The sequence below is a fragment of the Amycolatopsis sp. NPDC043887 genome (assembly GCF_056435665.1).
Genome location: NZ_JBWKEB010000015.1, coordinates 148,877 through 167,064 on the forward strand (window position 1 = coordinate 148,877; position 18,188 = coordinate 167,064).

The following is an 18,188-nucleotide window of genomic DNA, read 5'->3' on the forward strand; positions in this document are numbered from 1 at the left end:
TCGTGAAGATCGAACAGGGGTTGTCAAGCCGGACCTTCAGCCCGCACCCAAACAGACGAACGGTCGCCGGAACGGATCAACGGCGATGGTGTCCGCCAAGGCCGTCGCCGGTCCGGCCCCTTCGGCGAGTCCGCGGTGGTAATCGTCCATCGCGGCCGCCGCGGCCTCGTCACCGACTCGGCTCAACGGCGCGATCACCGTCCGCGAACCGCTCGCGAGCAACGCGCTGGCGAAACCGAGAACCTCGTCGCCGGGCCGGATCCGGTTCAGCGCCAGTTCGCAGGCCGCGAAGACGACTTGCGCCGGAGGCTGCGCGAGCCCGGCCATCTCGTGCGCGAAGAGCGCGCCGTCGGCCAGTTCCAGCCGGGAGAACAAGGCGTTCTCGGGTTCGTGCGCGCCGTGCGCGGCGATGTGCGCGAGCTTCGCGCCGTCCAGCGCACGCAAGACGGAGGACACGGTCGCCTCGGCCCCGGCCAGCGTATGCGCGGACCGGTAGTGCGTGGCGAGTTTGTCCAGCTCACCCCTGGTCCCGACGAGGCCGGGCCCGCGGACGAGGACGACCTTCCGCGCGCGGGGCATCGCCGAGCGCCCCGCGCCCAGCCACGCCGTCGCCGAGGGAGCCACGACGATCGGCCGTGACCGCAGCGCCGGCAGCACTCCCCAAGGAACGGCGAACAACGGGCCGGTCGGCACGACGACCAGACCGCGGTCCCCGAGCAGCGCTTCGAGCGGCCGGATCAGCTGGCTGTCCAGCCGTTCGGCCTGTTTGCGCGCCGAAGCGAGCACCGACCGGACCAGCGGCGCCAGCAACCGATCCGGCGCGAGGGCGTCGAGATCGACGTTCAGCATCCGCGCGGACTCCGCCGCCCGCTCGGCCGAACCGAGCCGCACCAGTTCGCACCGTCCGCCGACGACCACCATCGCCACCAGGTCGTCCCCCGACGACGCGAAACTCACCAGCGCGCGTTCGCCCAGCTCGCCGGCCACCTCGGCGAGCCGCGCGACCGGCCGCGGCCTGCCCCAGCGGCCCGTATGCCACCCGAGCCGATGCGCCTCGCGCAACCGCTCGGCGTGTTTGGAACGCAACGCCGCCGTCGGATGCCCGTCGTGCTGTGCCTGGTGGATCGCCTGATCGAGCCCCCGGACCTCACCGACCCGCTCGGCGAGCTCCGGATCGGCCGCGACAACAGGTTCGTACCGGTAACTTTGCGCGCGGGTCCGCTCCGTCCAGCCGAACAACCGGGCCGCGTCGGCGCGCTCCAGCACGATCTTGACGGCCAGATCCGCCAGCTCCCTGCCGTGCAGCGCCGTCCCGGACACCAGCTCGATGCCGCCCATCCGATCACGGACGCGGTCGAGTTCGGTGAGCCCGGCCCGGATCTCGGCCAGCGCCCTGCTCTTGTCGCCCTCGGCCACCGCGAGTTCCGCACGGCAAAGCCTGCGCAACATCCGATAATCGACGGAAGTCAGCCGCCCCGGCCGCGGAATCCGTTCGAGCAACTCGGCCGCACGCTTGCGTTTTCCCTTGCGCAGCTCGACCCGGACGGCCAGCATCCGTGCCAGCGCCGCCTGATCGGCGAGCCGCGGCATCGGCATCGCGTTCGCCGCGCGCAGCGCGCGAGATGTCAAGGACGGCGGGATCACGTTGGTGCGCAAGGCTTCCTGCACGTCGGCGCGGAGGCCGACGATGGTCGCGTTGGCGACGCAGGTCTGGCAGCCCCACCGCAGCATCCTGCGGCGTGCGGACGCGGCGTACGAACGGGCGAGTTCGAGATCATCGCTCATCAGCGCCGCCGACGCGCGATACAGCTCCACGTCGGCGAGATCACGGGTGATACTGGTCTGCTCGTGCATCACCAACAGCACGTCGTCGAGGTGCCCCGCGGCCTCTTCGGCCAGTCCCGCGGCGAGCAGCGCCTTTCCTTGCTCGAGACGCAGGAGCGGATGGATCTCGACGTCGAGCGCCCGGTAGATCCTTTCACTTTCTTCGTAGAGCCGAAGTGCGACGGGGACGTTCCCGATCCTCAGCTCGAGCGAACCGAGAGGTCGCCGCGCATCCGCCGCCTGCTGCCGCAGTTCGTACGTCTCCGCGATGTCCATCGCCCGAGCAAGGTCCTCGCGAGCCCGGCCCACATCACCCAACCGCGTATACGCGAGCCCGCGGGTGATCATCGTGCCCAGGAACGGGCCGAGCAGGGGGACCGGGTCGGGCGTCGAAGCGAGCACGAATTCCTTGTGCTCGATCGAGGCGTCGAAGTAGGCGATACCTTCTTCGTCTCTGCCCACCGCCATGAGCATGAGCCCGTAATTGTGATCGATGGCGCCGCTCAGTTCCGCACGCAGTTTCGGGTCGCCGATCCCGTCGAGCAGTGCCCGCACCTCGTCGAGTTCGACGAGACCGGCGGCGACCTCGCCCCCGGTCTCCGTGCCGAGCGCGACGAGCGAATTCGTGAGCCGGATACGAGCGGACGACCATTCCCACCGGGCGGGTTCATCGTCCGGATCGACCGAGTCGAGCACCGACATGCCCCGGTGGAGGAGCTTCAAGCCCTCACGCGGCCGCCCCGAGCAGACCGCGTCGACCCCCGCCCGCTGCAGGGCACGTGCCTTGTCGATGGCCTCGGCCACCCCGAGTTCTGTTACGACCACTGATCTATGACAGCACAGCCGGTAGCCGAAAGACCGCCGCCCGTCAGGGAATACCCCAACGAGCGGCCGAAGTCTTCCGGCTCATCCGGTCAAGGCGTCGGAGGCGGGGTCTGGATGCAGCCGCCCGAGCATTCCAGCAGCTTGTCGCGGTAATGCTCACAGTCCGGACTGTGCTCGTGTTGCGGCAGGCCGGGCTTGGGCTGAGCCGGGTCGACCGGCTCCTCCTCGCCGATGAGGTCCTTGACGTCCGCAGGCGTCGACATTTGACGATCTCCTCCCCTGATGATCTTTCTTTGTCGTACCAGGCAGCCTCGATTACGACGGCCCCCTCTGTTCGCAGGCCCTCTTCCTGCGAACGGGGCAATAGTGCCACAACGGAGCAATGATCGGGAGCGATTACCTACACTGAGTCATCGTCGGCACCCAAAAGGGGGACGCCTGGTTAGCAAGCCTCACGATCTCCGCCGAATGGCCGCGCCACCCCACGCGAAGACGGGAATCGAGATCATTCCACTGCGCCATCCGGCCTAATATCCAAAACTTCTTGCGACACAAGGGTTTCCGGCCGGGATGCCGGGGAACTCACGACCTGTCGGGGGTTGACCCGGCGAAATATCCGGAGGAGATAACGATGCCCACGTGGTTGGTCATCATCATCGTCATCGCCGCGATCCTGGTGGTGGGCGCGGCCGCTTGGTTCATCGTCGTGGAGCAGCGCAGGCGGCGATTGCGAGAGACATTCGGTCCCGAATACGACCGGGCGGTCGAGGAACACGAAAACCCGAGGGAAGCCGAACGTGAGCTTTCGTCGCGGGTGAAACGACATTCGGATCTCGACATCCGGCCGCTGCCGGAGACCACAAAGGACCGGTACGCCCAGGAATGGGCGCTGATCCAGGAACAGTTCGTCGACCGTCCGTCCGGCGCCGTCGTCGAGGCGGAGCGGGTGCTGGTCTCCTTGATGGCCGAGCGCGGCTACCCGACCGAGGGATACGACCAGCAGCTCGCGGATCTGTCCGTCCGGCACGCGAACGCGTTGCGGCACTACCGCGCCGGACACGACACACTGTTGCGCCATCGGGAATCCGAAATGTCCACAGAGGACATGCGCGAAGCGATGAAGCACTACCGCGAAGTGTTCGAAGATCTGTTGACCGATGCCGGCGAAGGAGCGGAAGCCCATGGAAAGCAGGCCCCCGGAAACCGAGGGAACGGAACGCGTCGTGGGGACGACGGATCGGCCCGGCGAGGAACCGACCGCTGACGGACAGGCCTTGAGCACCGAGGACTTGGTGGCCGCCGATTCCGAGCGCACCGAAGAAGACGAAGCGCAGGCATTGTTCGCCGACGCCGATGTCGACAGGTTCCGCGAAAGCTGGCAAGGCATCCAATCGGCCTTTGTGGACGATCCGCGGCGGGCGGTCAAGGAGGCCGACGAACTCGTCGCGGTCGTGATCCAGAACCTGGCCACGACGTTCGCGGACCACAAGAAGGAACTGGAATCCGCGTGGAGCCAGGGGGAACCGGCGACCGAAGACCTCCGGATCGCGCTGCGCCGCTACCGGTCGTTCTTCAACCAGTTGCTGAGCGCGTAGGCAAAGCCTCGTGAGTGGTAAGGACGGTTAGAACCGTCCTTACCACTCACGAGGCGGATCAGGCACCGGTGGTCGATCCGGGCCGCACGATCATCAGCACCGTCACCACGGCCCAGAGCAGATTGAACATCCCCGTGTACATCGCCACCCGCCCGGCCGTGACCGGTTCCGACGGCGGCTCCGCACCCAGCGCGGCGAGGATCTCGTTCTGCCCCGGCAGGACCAGCAACGCCAGCACACCGGCGGCGGCCGCGGTGAGCACGATCGACACGATCACCCACAGGTCACCGAAGACCCGCATGCTGCCCGCCGTCGCCAGTCCGAAGAACGGCACCGCGATACCGAAGATCGCGTAGACGCGGCAGATCCGGTTGAGCGCGCGAAGCACGGACAGTCCGGAACCCGGCTCGGCGAAGGCCTTGCGCGCCGCGGCGGGGAACATGCTCGCCGCGACGGTGACCGGACCGACCGCGATGACGGCGGCGAGCACATGGAGAATCAAAAGGACTTTCGACACGCCACCCAGCCTATGATCGTCACCCGGGCCTCCGGTACCGGTGTTTTCGACAGATGTCGCAGGATTCCGGCCATCGGGCTACGTCCGGCGACGTACGCGGAGTGCCGCCTGTGAACGGATGTGGCGACGGCCTCACCCGGACACCATTCGTCACCATGAACCTTCCCGTGGACACAGACGAACTCACGAAACGGTACGGCGAGCAACTCGCCGTCGACCGGATGAAGCTGACCGTGCTGCCCGGCGAGATCTACGGCTTCCTCGGCCCGAACGGCGCGGGCAAGACGACGACTTTGCGGATGCTGCTGGGGCTCGTCCGGCCGACTTCCGGCAGCGTCCGGCTGTTCGGCAGGCCGCCCGGCGATCTCGACGGCGTCGGCGCGCTGATCGAATCACCGGGGTTCTACCCGTATCTGTCCGGTTCGGACAATCTCAAGGTGCTGGCCCGGTACAGCGGAACGGATCCGCTCCGCGTCGGCGAGGTGCTCGCGATGGTCGGCCTCGCCGATCGCGGCAAGGACCGGTACTCGACCTACTCCCTCGGCATGAAGCAGCGGCTCGGTGTCGCCGCGGCGCTGCTGAAGGATCCGCGGTTGCTGATCCTCGACGAGCCGACCAACGGGCTCGACCCGGCCGGCATGGCCGACATGCGGGTGCTGATCCGCAGGCTCGGCGCGGAGGGCTGCACCGTGCTGCTGTCGAGCCACCTGCTGGGCGAGGTCCAGCAGATCTGCGACCGGGTCGGCGTCGTCTCGCACGGGCGGCTGGTCGCGGAGAACACGGTGGCCGAGCTGCGCGGCGGCACGGTCCTGCACATCGAGGCCGATGACATCGTGCGCGCCGCGGACCTGGTGCGGCACCGGATCGGTGCGGAAAACGTGCGCGCGAGCGGGACCGGTCTCGACCTGACGGTCGCCCCGGAACGCGCGTCGTGGCTGAACCGCGAACTCGTCACGGAAGGGATCCCGGTCCGCGAACTGCACGTCCGAGAACGGGATCTGGAACAGGTCTTCTTCGAGCTCACCGGAGAGGTGGCGGATCATGTGGGGTAGCTGTACCGCCGAGCTGGCGAAACTCGTCCGGCGTCCGGCGAACTGGTTCATGCTGGGGATCGCGGTCGCGCTCGGCCTGACCTTCACCTACCTGCTGCCGCTCGCGGGCGCGGCGGGTTCGTCGAGCGGGGCGCCCGGGACGGATCGCGGGCTGGCCGCGACTCTTCCGGCGAATCTGGTCGGCAACTCGATCGGCGGGCTGCCGGTGTTCCTCGGGGCGATCCTGCTCGTGCTCGGCGTGCTGGCAGTCGGCACCGAGTACGGCTGGAGCACGTGGAAGACCGTGCTGACACAAGGACCTTCGCGACTGACCGTCTACAGTGGAAAGTTGTTCGCGCTGGCCGTCGCGTCACTGACCGTCGTGCTGACGAGCTTCGCGACCGGCGCGGTCACGAGCGCGCTCATCGCGTCTTCGGAGGGCGAGCCGATGAACTGGCCGTCGTTCGGCTCGCTGCTGACGGGGATCGGTGCCGGCTGGCTGATCGCGATGACCTGGGCGGCACTCGGCGCGGCTCTCGCCATCGCGATGCGCGGGGTGGCGCTGCCGATCGGGCTCGGCCTGGTGTGGCTGCTGGTGGTCCAGAATCTGCTGTTCGGGGTCGCGGCCCCGCTGGTGGACTGGGTCGGCACGCTCCAGCTGGCGCTGCCGGGAGCCAACGCCGGTTCGCTGGCCGCGTCGCTGGGAGCTTCGGGCGCGACGCCGGGGATCGGGGAACTCGTCGATGTCTCCCAGGCGACGCTGATCGTGGCAGGCTATCTGGTGGTCTTCGCCGGTCTGGGTGGCTGGCTGCTGCGGCGCCGGGATGTCCTCTGAAGGTCCGTGAAGGCCTCCTTCCCTACCTTGAGCGTAGGGAAGGAGGCCTTCACGGATCACTGGGCCAGGGCGTCGAGATCCGCGACGACGTCCGCGGGCAGCTCGAGTTTCGCGGCGGCGATGTTCTCGTGCAGGTGCAGCAGCGACGACGTGCCCGGGATCAGCAGGATGTTCGGCGACCGCTGGAGCAGCCACGCGAGCGCGACCTGCATCGGCGTCGCGTCGACCCGGCGGGCGCAGTCGTCGAGGACACCGGACTGGAGCGGCGTGAACCCGCCGAGCGGGAAGTACGGCACGAACGGGATGTTGATGGCCGCGAGGGCGTCGAGGAGCCCGTCGTTGGCGCGGTTCGCGACGTTGTACTCGTTCTGCACGCAGACGACTGGCGCGATGGCACGCGCTTCCTTGACCTGTTCCGCCGAGACGTGGCTCAGTCCGAGGTGCCGGATGAGACCCTGCTGCTGAAGTTCGGCGAGAACCTCGAACGGCTCCGTGATCGAGACCGGGATCGGGAAGACACCGTGCTCCCCCGCGAGCCGCAGGTTGACGACGTCGAGCACGTCGACGCCGAGGTTGCGCAGGTTGTCGTGGACCGCGGAGGTCAGCTCCTCGCGCGAGAGCGCCGAAGGCCAGCCCTTGTCCGGAGTCCGCTTCGCGCCGACCTTCGTGACGATGTGCAGGCTGTCCGGGTACGGGTGCAGCGCCTCGCAGATCAGTTCGTTGACCGTGTGCGGACCGTAGAAGTCGCTGGTGTCGATGTGGGTCACCCCCAGCTCGACAGCCTCGCGGAGGACGGCGATCGCGGTTTCGCGGTCGCTCGGCGGCCCCCAGATGCCGGGGCCGGACAGCCGCATGGCGCCGTAGCCCATCCGGCTCACGGTGAGATCGCCGAGGGTGAGGGTGCCGCCTGGGCTCATGATCGCTCCTTGTGCGAGTGGGTTCGGCTCACCTTATGCAGGCCCGCCCGTCCTGGCGCGTGCGGGAAGGGAGCAAGGGACCTTTGCTACCACTCGGGGCTCTGACCTGCACGAACGAGCAGACCCACCAGCTGGTTCGCCAGCCCTTCGGTCAGCCCGTCGACGAACATCGCGTGGCCGGCGGGCGCTCCGCGTTCGGCCAGGACCGTCGCCACGGCCTCCCCTGGGTTCGCGTAGGGCCACAGCCCCGCGACGAGGATGAAGACGGCCTTCGCGAAGTGCCCGGCGGCTTCGGCGTCCAGCGGGGCATGGGCGCGGACGAGGCCGGCGAGCCGCTCGGTCCGTTCACCCGCCCGGGTCTTGAACGTCCGGGCGGTCTCCACGGAGATGTTGCGTTCGAGCACGGCGGCCATCGTGCTGATCAGCTCGCACAGCAGGCGCTGCCGCGAGATCGACGTCGCGATGACGGCCGCGACACGCTCGTACCCCGGCTTCGCGCCGTCAGGGACGCTTAGCTCGCCTTCGAGTTCGTCGAGCCACGCGACCCAGACCGAGTCGAGGACTTCCAGGAAGACCGCCTCGCGGCTGTCGAAGTAGCGCAGCACGTTCGATTTCGCCAAGCCCACCCGGTCGCTCAGTTCTCGCAGGCTGATCCGGGAGACGGGCCGCTCGGACAGGAGGTCGCGCGCCGCACCGAGGATAGCCGCGCGCCGGGCCTCGACCTGTTCCGGCCGCCGTGCGCGCTGGAAGTCGGGGGCCACGCGCCGCACGGTACCAGACCACCCGGCTGTTATTCGGCGTTCGCGGCCCTCCTGGCCTGCACCCGCTTGTAACTCCAGATCAGCAACGCGAACAGGATGAGCCCGGACAGGATCAGGCTCGACCCGGTGCTCCAGCCCCCGAGCGGCAGCCCCGGCACGAGCCCCCACACGATCCCCGCGGCCAGCAGGCCCAGCCCGGCCAGGACCGAACCCGCGATGCGCAGCGGCGACGAAACACTGTCCTCGGCCGCCTTCATCGCCCTGTCGCGGATCGGATCGACGTACTTCTCCACCACGGGGAACTCCGAGGCCAGCACGAGCAGACCCGCGAGCACGAGCAGCAGGCCCGGCCCGGGCAGCACGAGGAGCGCGATGCCGACCAGCAGGAGAACGCCGCCCGCGATCAGGATCAAGACCTGCTTCACGGGTTTTCCGATGCCCACCGTCTTCTCCTCGCCGTCGTCCCTTTCGTCGATTGTGCCGGTCGCGCCGCGAACGCGCTGGTCCGAATCGTCCGCGACCTGTCTGTATCGGACGAGCCCGTTCGTCGGGGATGGTGAACAGGCTCAGACAGGAGGACCGATGCGCTACATGTTGCTGATCTGCGGAAGCCCGTACCCCGGCGCGGACGACAGTGAAGACCCACTGGACGAAAAGACGCAGGCGTGGGTCGACGAGATGACCGCTCGCGGGGTCCGGCTGTCCGGCAGCAGGCTCCGGTCGGCGGCCACCGCGACCACCGTGCGCCACCGCGACGGCGAACTGCTCGTCTCGGACGGACCGTTCGCGGAGACGAAGGAACAGATCCTCGGCTATGACCTGATCGAGTGCGCCGATCTCGACGAGGCGATCGAGATCGTGTCGAAGCATCCGGTCGCGAAGTTCGCGACCATCGAGATCCGGCCGCTCTGGCCGACCCCCTGAACGCGCCTGTAAGTGGCGTGTCGATGAAGGATTTGGGACGTTGAGTGTCCCAAATCCTTCATCGACACCCCACATGCCCGCGATTCTCACGTTCACGGACCTCGCCACAAGGTGGTAGCAAAGGTCCCTTGCTCACTCCCCCGCGCGCAGCAGCTGCTCGAACGGCACGAACCCGCTGTCCGGAGCCGCGGCCGTCCCCTCCGACGACAGCCGCGCGGCGAACTCCCGCCCCGCCCGCGAAGCCCGCGTGTCGAGGTCACCCGGAGACGCCCAGTCCGACGAAGCCGCGTACACCGCCGTCGCGACAGGCTCGGCGCGAAGGTAGGCGAAGAGCGGACGCAGCGCGAAGTCGAGCACCAGCGAGTGCCGTTCGGTTCCGCCGGTGGCCCCGATCAGCACCGGTTTCCCGTCGAGCGCCTTCTGGTCCAGCACATCGAAGAACGACTTGAACAGCCCGCTGTACGACGCGGTGAACACGGGCGTCACGGCGATCAAACCGTCTGCGGCGGTCACCTTGTCGATGGCCGCGCGCAGGGCCGGGGAAGGGAATCCGGTCAGCATGTTCTTCGTGACGTCGACGGCCAGGTCGCGGAGTTCGATCACCTCGATCTTCACGTCCGGCAGCACCGACCGAGTCGACAAAGCGAGCTTGTCCGCGAGCAGCCGCGTCGAGGACGGCTGGCTCAAACCCGCGGTCACGACAGCGATCGTCGTCATACCGTCACCTCCGAACGAAGCGAAGCATGAGTAGGAGCCTCGGGCACGTGCGCCGGACGAAGCGAGTCGAGTTCCTTGCGCAGCACCGGAATCACGTGCTCGCCCAGCAGGTCGAGCTGTTCCAGCACGGTCTTCAGCGGCAGTCCGGCGTGGTCCATCAGGAACAGCTGACGCTGGTAGTCGCCGAAGTGCTCGCGGAAGGTCAGCGTCTTGTCGATCACCTCTTGCGGGCTCCCGACGGTCAGCGGCGTCTGCTCGGTGAACTCCTCCAGCGACGGGCCGTGCCCGTACACCGGCGCGTTGTCGAAGTACGGCCGGAACTCCCGCACCGCGTCCTGCGACTTCGGCCGCAGGAACACCTGGCCGCCGAGTCCGACGATGGCCTGGTCCGCCTTGCCGTGCCCGTAGTGCTCGTACCGCTCGCGGTAGAGGTTGATCAGCGCCTGGAAGTGCTCCTTCGGCCAGAAGATGTGGTTCGCGAAGAACCCGTCGCCGTAGTAAGCGGCCTGTTCCGCGATCTCCGGGCTGCGGATCGAACCGTGCCACACGAACGGCGGGACACCGTCGAGCGGCCGCGGGGTCGAGGTGAACTCCTGCAGCGGCGTCCGGAACTTGCCGGACCAGCTGACCACGTCCTCGCGCCACAACCGGTGCAGCAGATGGTAGTTCTCGATGGCCAGCGGAATGCCCTGGCGGATGTCCTGTCCGAACCACGGGTACACCGGGCCGGTGTTGCCGCGCCCCATCATCAGGTCGACGCGGCCGTCGGCGAGATGCTGCAGCATCGCGAAGTCCTCGGCGATCTTCACCGGGTCGTTCGTGGTGATCAGCGTGGTCGAGGTGGAGAGGATGATCTTCGACGTCTGCGCGGCGATGTAGCCGAGCATCGTCGTAGGCGAAGAAGGCACGAAGGGCGGGTTGTGGTGCTCGCCGGTCGCGAAGACGTCGAGGCCGACTTCTTCGGCCTTGAGCGCGATCCGCACCATCGCCTTGATCCGCTCGTACTCGCTGGGCGCCTCCCCGGTGGTCGGGTCGGTCGTCACATCGCCCACCGTGAAGATTCCGAACTGCATGACCTGCTCCCTGGGCCGGGGTTACGTTGCTTGAGCGTTCAACCTCACGCGCGCAAGAAGTATTCCAGACCATCGGCGCGAGCTGAAAGGGTGACTTGATCGGCCGGAAAAGTGACCGCCCCCACACTCGAAACCATGTGGCTCACCTCCCTGCTTGTGACAACGTTGACATTCACCCTCACGCCGGCCACCACCACTCCCGAACCCACCGTCGCGGCGGCGATCTGCGCCAAGTACTGCGACAGCCGCGACCCCGCGCTGGCCGCCGGCGAAAGAAGACCCGGCACGGCGACCGTCTGGGGCCGCGGCATCACGCTGCATCTCTCCGACGGCGACGACATGGGCTGGGGCAGCGTCGCCAACGGCGACCCCGGCGACGAGGTCTGGCTCGACCGTTCCTTCGACGGCGGCCGCACCTGGGCGGGCGACAGCCGGATCGGCGACACGAAGATCCCGTCCGGTCAACGCGGCTGGCGGACCCTGATGTTCAACGTCGACGACCCCGCCACCCACCGTTTCGGCGCCCTGCGCGCCTGCGGGAAGGCGAGCAACCGGCCGGAAATCGCCTGCACGCCGTGGTTCCGCACCACGGTCGCCGCGAACGACCGCACCGAAGCCGCCGCCACCGCCCTCATGCAGTTCTACGACAACGGCACCGGGCTCTGGCAGACCACGGGCTGGTGGAACTCGGCGAACGCGCTCACCGCGATCCTCGACTACAGCATCAGAAGCGGTTCGCAGAACTACCGCTACGCCATCGCCAACACCTTCGACCGCAACCGCGGCGACAACTTCACGAACGAATACATCGACGACACCGGCTGGTGGGCGCTCGCCTGGATCCGCGCCTACGACCTGACCAAGGACCGCCGCTACCTCGACACCGCCGTCATCGCGGCGGACTACATGTACTCCTACCGCGACGGGACCTGCGGCGGCGGACTCTGGTGGTCGACGGCGAAGACGTACAAGAACGCCGTCACCAACGAGCTGTACGTCAAGGTGGCCGCGTCACTGCACAACCGGCTCCCCGGCGACACGCTCCAGCTCGCGCGGGCACGCGAGGTCTGGGACTGGTTCCGCGCGAGCGGCATGATCAACGGGAGCGGTCTGGTCAACGACGGCCTGAACTCCTCCTGCGCCAACAACGGGCAGGCCGTCTGGAGTTACAACCAGGGCATCGTCCTCGGCGCACTCGTCGAACTGAACCGCGCGACCGGTGACGCCGCCCTGCTCACCACGGCCCGGCGACTCGCGGACGCCTCCACCACGACGGCGCTGCTTCACTCGAACGGGATCCTGCGAGACCCGTGCGAGTCCGGTGACTGCGGCGCTGACGGGCCCTCGTTCAAGGGCGCGTACGCCAGAGGGCTCGGCGAGCTGGACCGGGCGCTGGCCGGCAGGCCGTACCGTGCTTACCTGACGCGACAGGCGAACTCGACCATCGCGAACAACCGCACCTCGCTCGATCAGCACGGCCTGCGCTGGGCCGGGCCGGTCGACAAGATCGACGCCGCCCGTCAGCACAGCGCGCTGGAGGTCCTCACGGCAGCTCTTTGAGCACCGGATCCGGGACGTGCAGCCAGGCGCGGACCTCGGTCTCCTTCTCGTGCACGAGCACCTGCCGGTAGCTCATCGTGTCGAGACCGGGGCCGCCCTGGTCCTGGACGTCCTCGTGGAACCAGTCGGAGACGAGCACCACCACGGGCGACTCGTCCGGCGCTTCGGCGAGCGCGATCTCGCCGGCGTGGATCGCCACCCGCACGCGGATCCGCAGGCCGGGCTCGGTGACGACGTTGTACCTGGCGAGTTCCGCGGTCAGCCGGGAAACCAGCGGATACACCAGGCGGAACTTCGGGAAATGCGGCGGGACCACGACGATCATGCCGTCGCCGGTGTCGCGTTTCAGGCAGGCGTCCCAGGCGATCCCGCTGGCCTCGAAGGCGTCGGCGAGCAGGCCGAAGAGCATCCGCCGGACCTGGACGAAGATCTCGCTGCTGCGCCCGACCTGGCCGAATCCGGCGATGTCGATCGAGAACAGCCCGCAGTGCGTGCCGGACTCGACCCACGCCGTCGGCGGCGGGTGAAGGATCTTCTTCCGCAACAGCGCGAGGTGGACACTGGCCACGGTGACCAAGAGGATCGTGCCGAAGAGCCAGGCGAACGAGAGCATCGCCTCCGACTCGCCTTCCGCCGCAGGCGGATCGCGGCGTGCGCGACCGGTAACAGCGCGAGCATGCCGAACGACCCGACGGCCACCTTCTTCCCCCCGTCACCCTGTGACACCGGGAACGATAACGCCTCATCCAAGCCCGGAGGAAGCCACTTTCCCAGCCGGGACCCGGCCATCGGGACGGCGTGATCCGCCACACCCGGGGCTCGGGAAGACGAAGCTGTCGGAGGGGACGGATATCCTCCAGTACGGTGTCGCGTTGAACACCACCTCCACGAGCTAGTTCGCGAGCCATGACTCCAGGAGAAGTACCCAGTGACTGCTGAGACCCTGTACGGGGCCGACGACCTGACGCATCTCGAGGGTCTGGAAGCGGTCCGCAAGCGCCCCGGCATGTACATCGGCTCCACCGACAGCCGCGGCATCAACCACCTGTTCTCCGAGGTCGTGGACAACTCGACCGACGAGGGCGTGGCGGGTCACGCCACGAAGATCGTGGTCACCCTGCACGCCGACGGCAGCGTCCAGGTCGACGACGACGGCCGCGGCATCCCCACCGGCACGCACGCCAAATCCGGTTTGTCGGGCGTCGAGCTGGTGCTGACGAGGCTGCACGCGGGCGGCAAGTTCGGCGGCTCCGGCTACAAGACCTCCGGTGGCCTCCACGGTGTCGGCGCCTCGGCGGTGAACGCGCTGTCGCACCGCTTCGACGTCACGGTGAAACAGAGCGGCAAGGTCCACCAGATGTCGTTCGCGCACGGCGTCCCCGGCGTGTTCGACGGGCCCGGCCCGAAGGCGAAGTTCACCCGCAAGTCCGGGCTGAACATCACCGGCAAGATGAAGCGCGGCGAACGTTCCGGCACGTCGATCCGGTACTGGTACGACTCGCGTTACTTCGAGAGTGGCGCCGCGCTCGACGTCGAGGGTGTCCGCGCGAAGATGCGCAACACCGCGTTCCTCGTCCCCGGCGTCACGTATGTGCTGCGCACCGCCGTCGACGACTCGATCAGCGAAGAGACCTTCCACTACCCCAACGGCCTCGCCGACATGGTCGACTTCCTCGCCCCGTCCGACGAAAAACCCGTCTGCGGCACGCTGATCATCAACGGCGAGGGCACGTACAAGGAGAACGCGGCCGACGCCAGCGGTGTCATGCAGTCCAATGTGGTGCGTCACGCGGAGATCGAGGTCGCGCTGCGCTGGGGCACCGGCTACGAGCGCACGGTGGAGTGCTTCACCAACACCATCCGCAATGTGCACGGCGGCACGCACCGCCGTGGTTTCGACCGCGCGGTACTGAAAGCCTTGCAGGACGCCATTTCCAAAACCCGCGGGCTGCTCAAGCCCAAGGAGGACATGCCGACCGTCGAAGACGTGCTCGAAGGGATGACGGCGGTCGTCCACGTCCGGCTGCCCGAGCCGCAGTTCACCTCGCAGACCAAGGACGAGCTGTCCACCGCCGGCATCACCCGCGTCATCCAGGGCATCGTCGACAAGCACATCCGGTCCTGGACCGAAGAGCGCAAGACCAAGTCCGAGGCGAAGATCGTGCTGCAGAAGGTGGTCGACGCGGCACGCGTCCGGCTCACCCAGAAGCAGCAGAAGGACGCCGCCCGGCGCAAGACCGCGCTCGAAGGCGCGGCCATGCCGCCGAAGCTGGTCGACTGCCGCACCACCGGCGTCTCCCGCAGCGAGCTGTTCCTCGTCGAGGGTGACAGCGCGCTCGGTTCGGCGCGGATGGCGCGCGTATCGGAGTACCAGGCTCTGCTTCCCCTGCGCGGCAAGATCCTCAACGTCCAGAAGGCGTCGCTCGGCGACACCTTGAAGAACGCCGAGATCGCCTCGATCGTGCAGGTGCTCGGCGCGGGCAGCGGGCGCACGTTCGACCTGTCGACCATGCGCTACGGCCGGGTGATCCTGATGGCCGACGCGGACGTCGACGGTTCGCATATCCGGACGCTGCTGATCACGCTGTTCGCCAAGTACATGCGGCCGGTCATCGAGGACGGCAGGCTTTACGCCGCGATGCCGCCGCTGCACAAACTGGTCACCAAGGGCCGCAACCCGGAGTCCCACTTCACCTTCACCCAGAAGGAGATGGAGACCAAGTACGCGGCGCTGGAGCGGGCCGGCAAGCAGATCGTCACTCCGGTGCAGCGGTTCAAGGGTCTCGGCGAGATGGACGCCGAGGAACTGTGGGAGACCACGATGAACCCGGCCACCCGCGCGGTCCGCCGCATCACCATCGACGACGCCGAAGCCGCGGAAGACGCGCTCGAATTGTTGATGGGCGAGAAGGTCGAACCGCGCCGCAACTGGCTCGTCGCCTCCTCCGACCGGGTCGACCGCGAAGCCATCGACGCCTGATTTCGCTGCTATTCAAGGAGCTTTGAGCAATGGCACGCCGTAAGGGCCCCACCACCAAGGTCGACCCCACCGCGTTCGACCGCCCCGGCGCGAACGTCTTCGACAACTCGCTGAAGACGGAGATCGAGGATTCGTACCTGGAGTACGCCTACTCGGTCATCCACTCGCGAGCGCTCCCGGACGCGCGGGACGGGCTGAAGCCGGTGCACCGCCGGATCATGTACTCGATGAACGAGAACGGTTACCGGCCGACACACGCGTACGTGAAGTCGGCTCGCGTGATCGGTGACGTGATGGGCCGGTACCACCCGCACGGCGACAGCGCGATCTACGACGCCATGGTCCGGCTCGCACAGGACTTCTCGCTCAACGTCCCGCTGGTCGACGGGCACGGCAACTTCGGCTCCCCCGACGACGGCCCGGCCGCCTCGCGGTACACCGAAGCGCGGCTCTCCCCGGAGGCCATGCTGCTGGTCGGCGAACTCGGCGAGGACACCGTCGACTTCCGGCCGAACTACGACGGCTCGCTCGAAGAGCCGTCCGTGCTGCCCGCGGCGTTCCCGAACCTGCTGGTCAACGGCACGTCCGGGATCGCGGTCGGGATGGCGACCAACATGATCCCGCACAACCTGACCGAGGTCATCGGCGCGGCGCGATGGCTGATCAACCACCCGAACGCCACCCTCGACAAGCTCATGGAGTTCGTCCCGGGCCCCGACCTGCCGACCGGCGGTTCGCTGCTGGGCCTCGACGAGGTGCGCCGCGCGTACGAGACCGGCCGAGGCGTCGTGCGGATGCGCGCCAGCGCCGAGACCGGGCCGCTGGAGGGCAGCCGCGGCCGCCAGGCGATCACCGTCACCGAGCTGCCGTACGGCGTCGGCCCGGAGAAGGTGATCGAGAAGATCACCGACGAGGTCAACAAGTCCAAGCGGCTCACCGGCATCGCCGACGTCAAGGACCTCACCGACCGCGAGAACGGCACGCGGCTGGTCATCGAATGCAAGGTCGGCGTGAACCCGCAGGCGTTGCTCGCGGACCTGTACCGGCTCACGCCGCTGGAGCAGTCGTTCGGTATCAACAACCTCGTGCTGGTGGACGGGCAGCCGCAGACGCTGGGGCTCAAGGCGCTGCTGGAGGTCTTCCTCAGCCACCGCTACGAGGTCGTCACCCGCCGCACGCGGTACCGGCGCCGCAAGCGCGAAGAGCGGCTGCACCTGGTCGACGGTCTGCTGATCGCCCTGCTCAACATCGACAAGGTGATCAAGCTGATCCGCGAGAGCGAGAACGCCGCGGCCGCGAAGGACGGCCTGATGAAGCGGTTCAAGCTCTCGGAGATCCAGGCGACCTACATCCTGGACACCCCGCTGCGGCGGCTCACGAAGTACGACCGGATCGAGCTCGAAGCCGAGCAGGACAAACTGCGCGAGGAGATCGCCGAGCTGTCGAAGATCCTCGACGACGAGTCGGTGCTGAAGAAGGTCGTCTCGGCCGAGCTGGCCAAGATCGCCAAGGACCACCCCGCCGAACGCCGCACCGCGCTGATCGACGGCGACCTCAAGGAGGTCCTCGCCGCGTCGAAGCCGTCGGGGCCGCTGGAGGTCGCCGACGATCCGTGCCAGGTGATCCTGTCGGCCACCGGACTGGTCGCGCGGACGGCCGCGGAATCGGAGGAGGCGTCGGAAGTGCGGCGCCGCAACGGCCGCGTCAAACACGACTCGGTGTCCGCGGTGGTCCATTCGACCGCACGCGGTCAGGTACTGCTGGTGACCAACCGCGGCCGCGCGTTCAAGACCGACGTGCTGCCGCTGCCGGTGCTGCCCGAGCAGGCGGGCACCGTCTCCCTGCGCGGCGGGATGGCCGCGAAGGAACTGGTGCCGCTGGAGAAGGGCGAGCGCGTCATCGGGCTGGCCCCGCTCGGCGAGCAGGCGGCCGGCTCCCCAGGGCTCGCGCTCGGCACGAAGCACGGTGTCGTGAAGGTGTGCGCGCCGGAGTGGCCGGTCCGCTCTGACGAGTTCGACGTGATCAGCCTGAAGGACGGCGACGAGGTCGTCGGCGCCAGCTGGCTCACCGACGGCAACGAGACGCTGGCGTTCCTGTCGTCCGAAGCGTCACTGCTCCGCTACCCGGCTTCGCTGGTGCGGCCGCAGGGTCTCAAGGGCGGCGGCATGGCCGGGATCACCGTGCGCGGTGAAGCGGAAGTGGTCTTCTTCGGCGCGATCCGCACCGACGACGCCGAACACGGCGAGCCGATGGTCGTCACCGCGACCGGCGCGAGCGTGAAGGTGACCCCGTTCAGCGAGTACCCGGCCAAGGGCCGGGCGACCGGCGGTGTCCGGGCGCAGCGGTTCCTCAAGGGCGAGACGCGGCTGGTCGTCGGCTGGATCGGCCCGCGTCCCGCCGGCGCCTCGCGCACCGGTGACCCGGTGGAGTTGCCGGAGGTCGACGTCCGGCGCGATGGCTCCGGCCACGCACACCCTGGCCCCGAGGTCGTCGGCCACCTGATCGAACGCGACTGACCCGCTCGATACGTGCTCCAACCCGGATCACGCGTGCTGGAACACGAGACTCGCGTGCGTGGAGCCGGAACACACCCGCGGCCGTAACCGCCGAGAGTTCCGGCCCCACGCAC

17 protein-coding genes are annotated in these 18,188 nt (G+C 68.1%); 8 read left to right on the forward strand and 9 right to left on the reverse strand.

All coding sequences use genetic code 11. The features are described 5' to 3' along the window. Nucleotides 1-36: 36 nt before the first annotated feature. Complete coding sequence (locus AC069H_RS33405) at nt 37-2,649, reverse strand: CHAT domain-containing protein (protein ID WP_478234991.1); 2,613 nt, start codon at nt 2,647-2,649, stop codon at nt 37-39. 89 nt (nt 2,650-2,738) lie between these two features. After that, nucleotides 2,739-2,912, reverse strand: coding sequence for a hypothetical protein (locus AC069H_RS33410; RefSeq protein ID WP_478234992.1), 174 nt, complete (start codon nt 2,910-2,912; stop codon nt 2,739-2,741). Nucleotides 2,913-3,280: 368 nt separating this feature from the next. On the opposite strand from AC069H_RS33410, the gene AC069H_RS33415 reads away from it, so the two are divergent. Both AC069H_RS33415 and AC069H_RS33420 read left to right on the forward strand, forming a co-directional pair. Further along, nucleotides 3,281-3,913, forward strand: a complete 633-nt coding sequence (locus tag AC069H_RS33415) for a hypothetical protein (protein ID WP_478234993.1) — start codon at nt 3,281-3,283, stop codon at nt 3,911-3,913. Between the two features lie 10 nt (nt 3,914-3,923). Beyond that, complete coding sequence (locus tag AC069H_RS33420; RefSeq protein ID WP_478234994.1) at nt 3,924-4,244, forward strand: hypothetical protein; 321 nt, start codon at nt 3,924-3,926, stop codon at nt 4,242-4,244. A gap of 58 nt (nt 4,245-4,302) precedes the next feature. On the opposite strand, the gene AC069H_RS33425 is transcribed toward AC069H_RS33420, so the two are convergent. Continuing rightward, on the reverse strand, nt 4,303-4,761 hold the full coding sequence (locus AC069H_RS33425; protein ID WP_478234995.1) for a hypothetical protein: 459 nt from the start codon (nt 4,759-4,761) through the stop codon (nt 4,303-4,305). 155 nt (nt 4,762-4,916) lie between these two features. On the opposite strand from AC069H_RS33425, the gene AC069H_RS33430 reads away from it, so the two are divergent. Then, the gene (locus AC069H_RS33430; protein ID WP_478234996.1) at nt 4,917-5,813 is read left to right on the forward strand and encodes an ABC transporter ATP-binding protein; all 897 of its coding nucleotides are present in this window, start codon (nt 4,917-4,919) and stop codon (nt 5,811-5,813) included. Beyond that, nucleotides 5,803-6,627 carry an ABC transporter permease gene (locus AC069H_RS33435; protein WP_478234997.1) on the forward strand — a complete coding sequence of 275 codons (825 nt, stop codon included), beginning with the start codon at nt 5,803-5,805 and terminating at the stop codon, nt 6,625-6,627. The genes AC069H_RS33430 and AC069H_RS33435 overlap by 11 nt, the downstream gene beginning before the upstream one ends. Nucleotides 6,628-6,683: 56 nt before the next feature. Here the strand turns inward: AC069H_RS33435 and AC069H_RS33440 are convergent, their stop codons facing one another. The 3 genes from AC069H_RS33440 to AC069H_RS33450 form a co-directional block, all read right to left on the reverse strand. Then, nucleotides 6,684-7,544, reverse strand: coding sequence for an oxidoreductase (locus AC069H_RS33440; protein WP_478234998.1), 861 nt, complete (start codon nt 7,542-7,544; stop codon nt 6,684-6,686). A gap of 86 nt (nt 7,545-7,630) precedes the next feature. Beyond that, entirely contained in the window at nt 7,631-8,305 is a 675-nt protein-coding gene (locus AC069H_RS33445; RefSeq protein ID WP_478234999.1) for a TetR/AcrR family transcriptional regulator, read from the reverse strand. A gap of 29 nt (nt 8,306-8,334) precedes the next feature. Continuing rightward, nucleotides 8,335-8,748 (reverse strand): PGPGW domain-containing protein, encoded by a 414-nt coding sequence (locus AC069H_RS33450; protein ID WP_340684245.1) that lies wholly within the window; start codon nt 8,746-8,748, stop codon nt 8,335-8,337. 139 nt (nt 8,749-8,887) lie between these two features. Between AC069H_RS33450 and AC069H_RS33455 the strand changes: the two genes are divergently transcribed. Further along, the gene (locus AC069H_RS33455; protein WP_478235000.1) at nt 8,888-9,229 is read left to right on the forward strand and encodes a YciI family protein; all 342 of its coding nucleotides are present in this window, start codon (nt 8,888-8,890) and stop codon (nt 9,227-9,229) included. Nucleotides 9,230-9,361: 132 nt separating this feature from the next. Here AC069H_RS33455 and AC069H_RS33460 read toward each other — a convergent pair whose 3' ends face one another. Both AC069H_RS33460 and AC069H_RS33465 read right to left on the reverse strand, forming a co-directional pair. After that, entirely contained in the window at nt 9,362-9,946 is a 585-nt protein-coding gene (locus AC069H_RS33460; RefSeq protein WP_478235001.1) for an FMN reductase, read from the reverse strand. Beyond that, nucleotides 9,943-11,019 (reverse strand): LLM class flavin-dependent oxidoreductase, encoded by a 1,077-nt coding sequence (locus tag AC069H_RS33465; protein ID WP_340684248.1) that lies wholly within the window; start codon nt 11,017-11,019, stop codon nt 9,943-9,945. The genes AC069H_RS33460 and AC069H_RS33465 overlap by 4 nt, the downstream gene beginning before the upstream one ends. A 135-nt stretch (nt 11,020-11,154) precedes the next feature. Here AC069H_RS33465 and AC069H_RS33470 point away from each other — a divergent pair, with 135 nt between their 5' ends. After that, nucleotides 11,155-12,579, forward strand: a complete 1,425-nt coding sequence (locus AC069H_RS33470; protein WP_478235002.1) for a glycoside hydrolase family 76 protein — start codon at nt 11,155-11,157, stop codon at nt 12,577-12,579. Here AC069H_RS33470 and AC069H_RS33475 read toward each other — a convergent pair. Continuing rightward, a complete protein-coding gene (locus AC069H_RS33475; RefSeq protein WP_478235003.1) occupies nt 12,563-13,192 on the reverse strand; it encodes a hypothetical protein in 630 nt (209 codons plus the stop codon). The genes AC069H_RS33470 and AC069H_RS33475 overlap by 17 nt on opposite strands. Nucleotides 13,193-13,507: 315 nt before the next feature. Between AC069H_RS33475 and AC069H_RS33480 the strand changes: the two genes are divergently transcribed. Beyond that, nucleotides 13,508-15,559, forward strand: coding sequence for a DNA gyrase/topoisomerase IV subunit B (locus AC069H_RS33480; protein ID WP_478226786.1), 2,052 nt, complete (start codon nt 13,508-13,510; stop codon nt 15,557-15,559). Between the two features lie 29 nt (nt 15,560-15,588). Next, nucleotides 15,589-18,075, forward strand: coding sequence for a DNA gyrase/topoisomerase IV subunit A (locus tag AC069H_RS33485; protein ID WP_478235004.1), 2,487 nt, complete (start codon nt 15,589-15,591; stop codon nt 18,073-18,075). Nucleotides 18,076-18,188 lie beyond the last annotated feature (113 nt).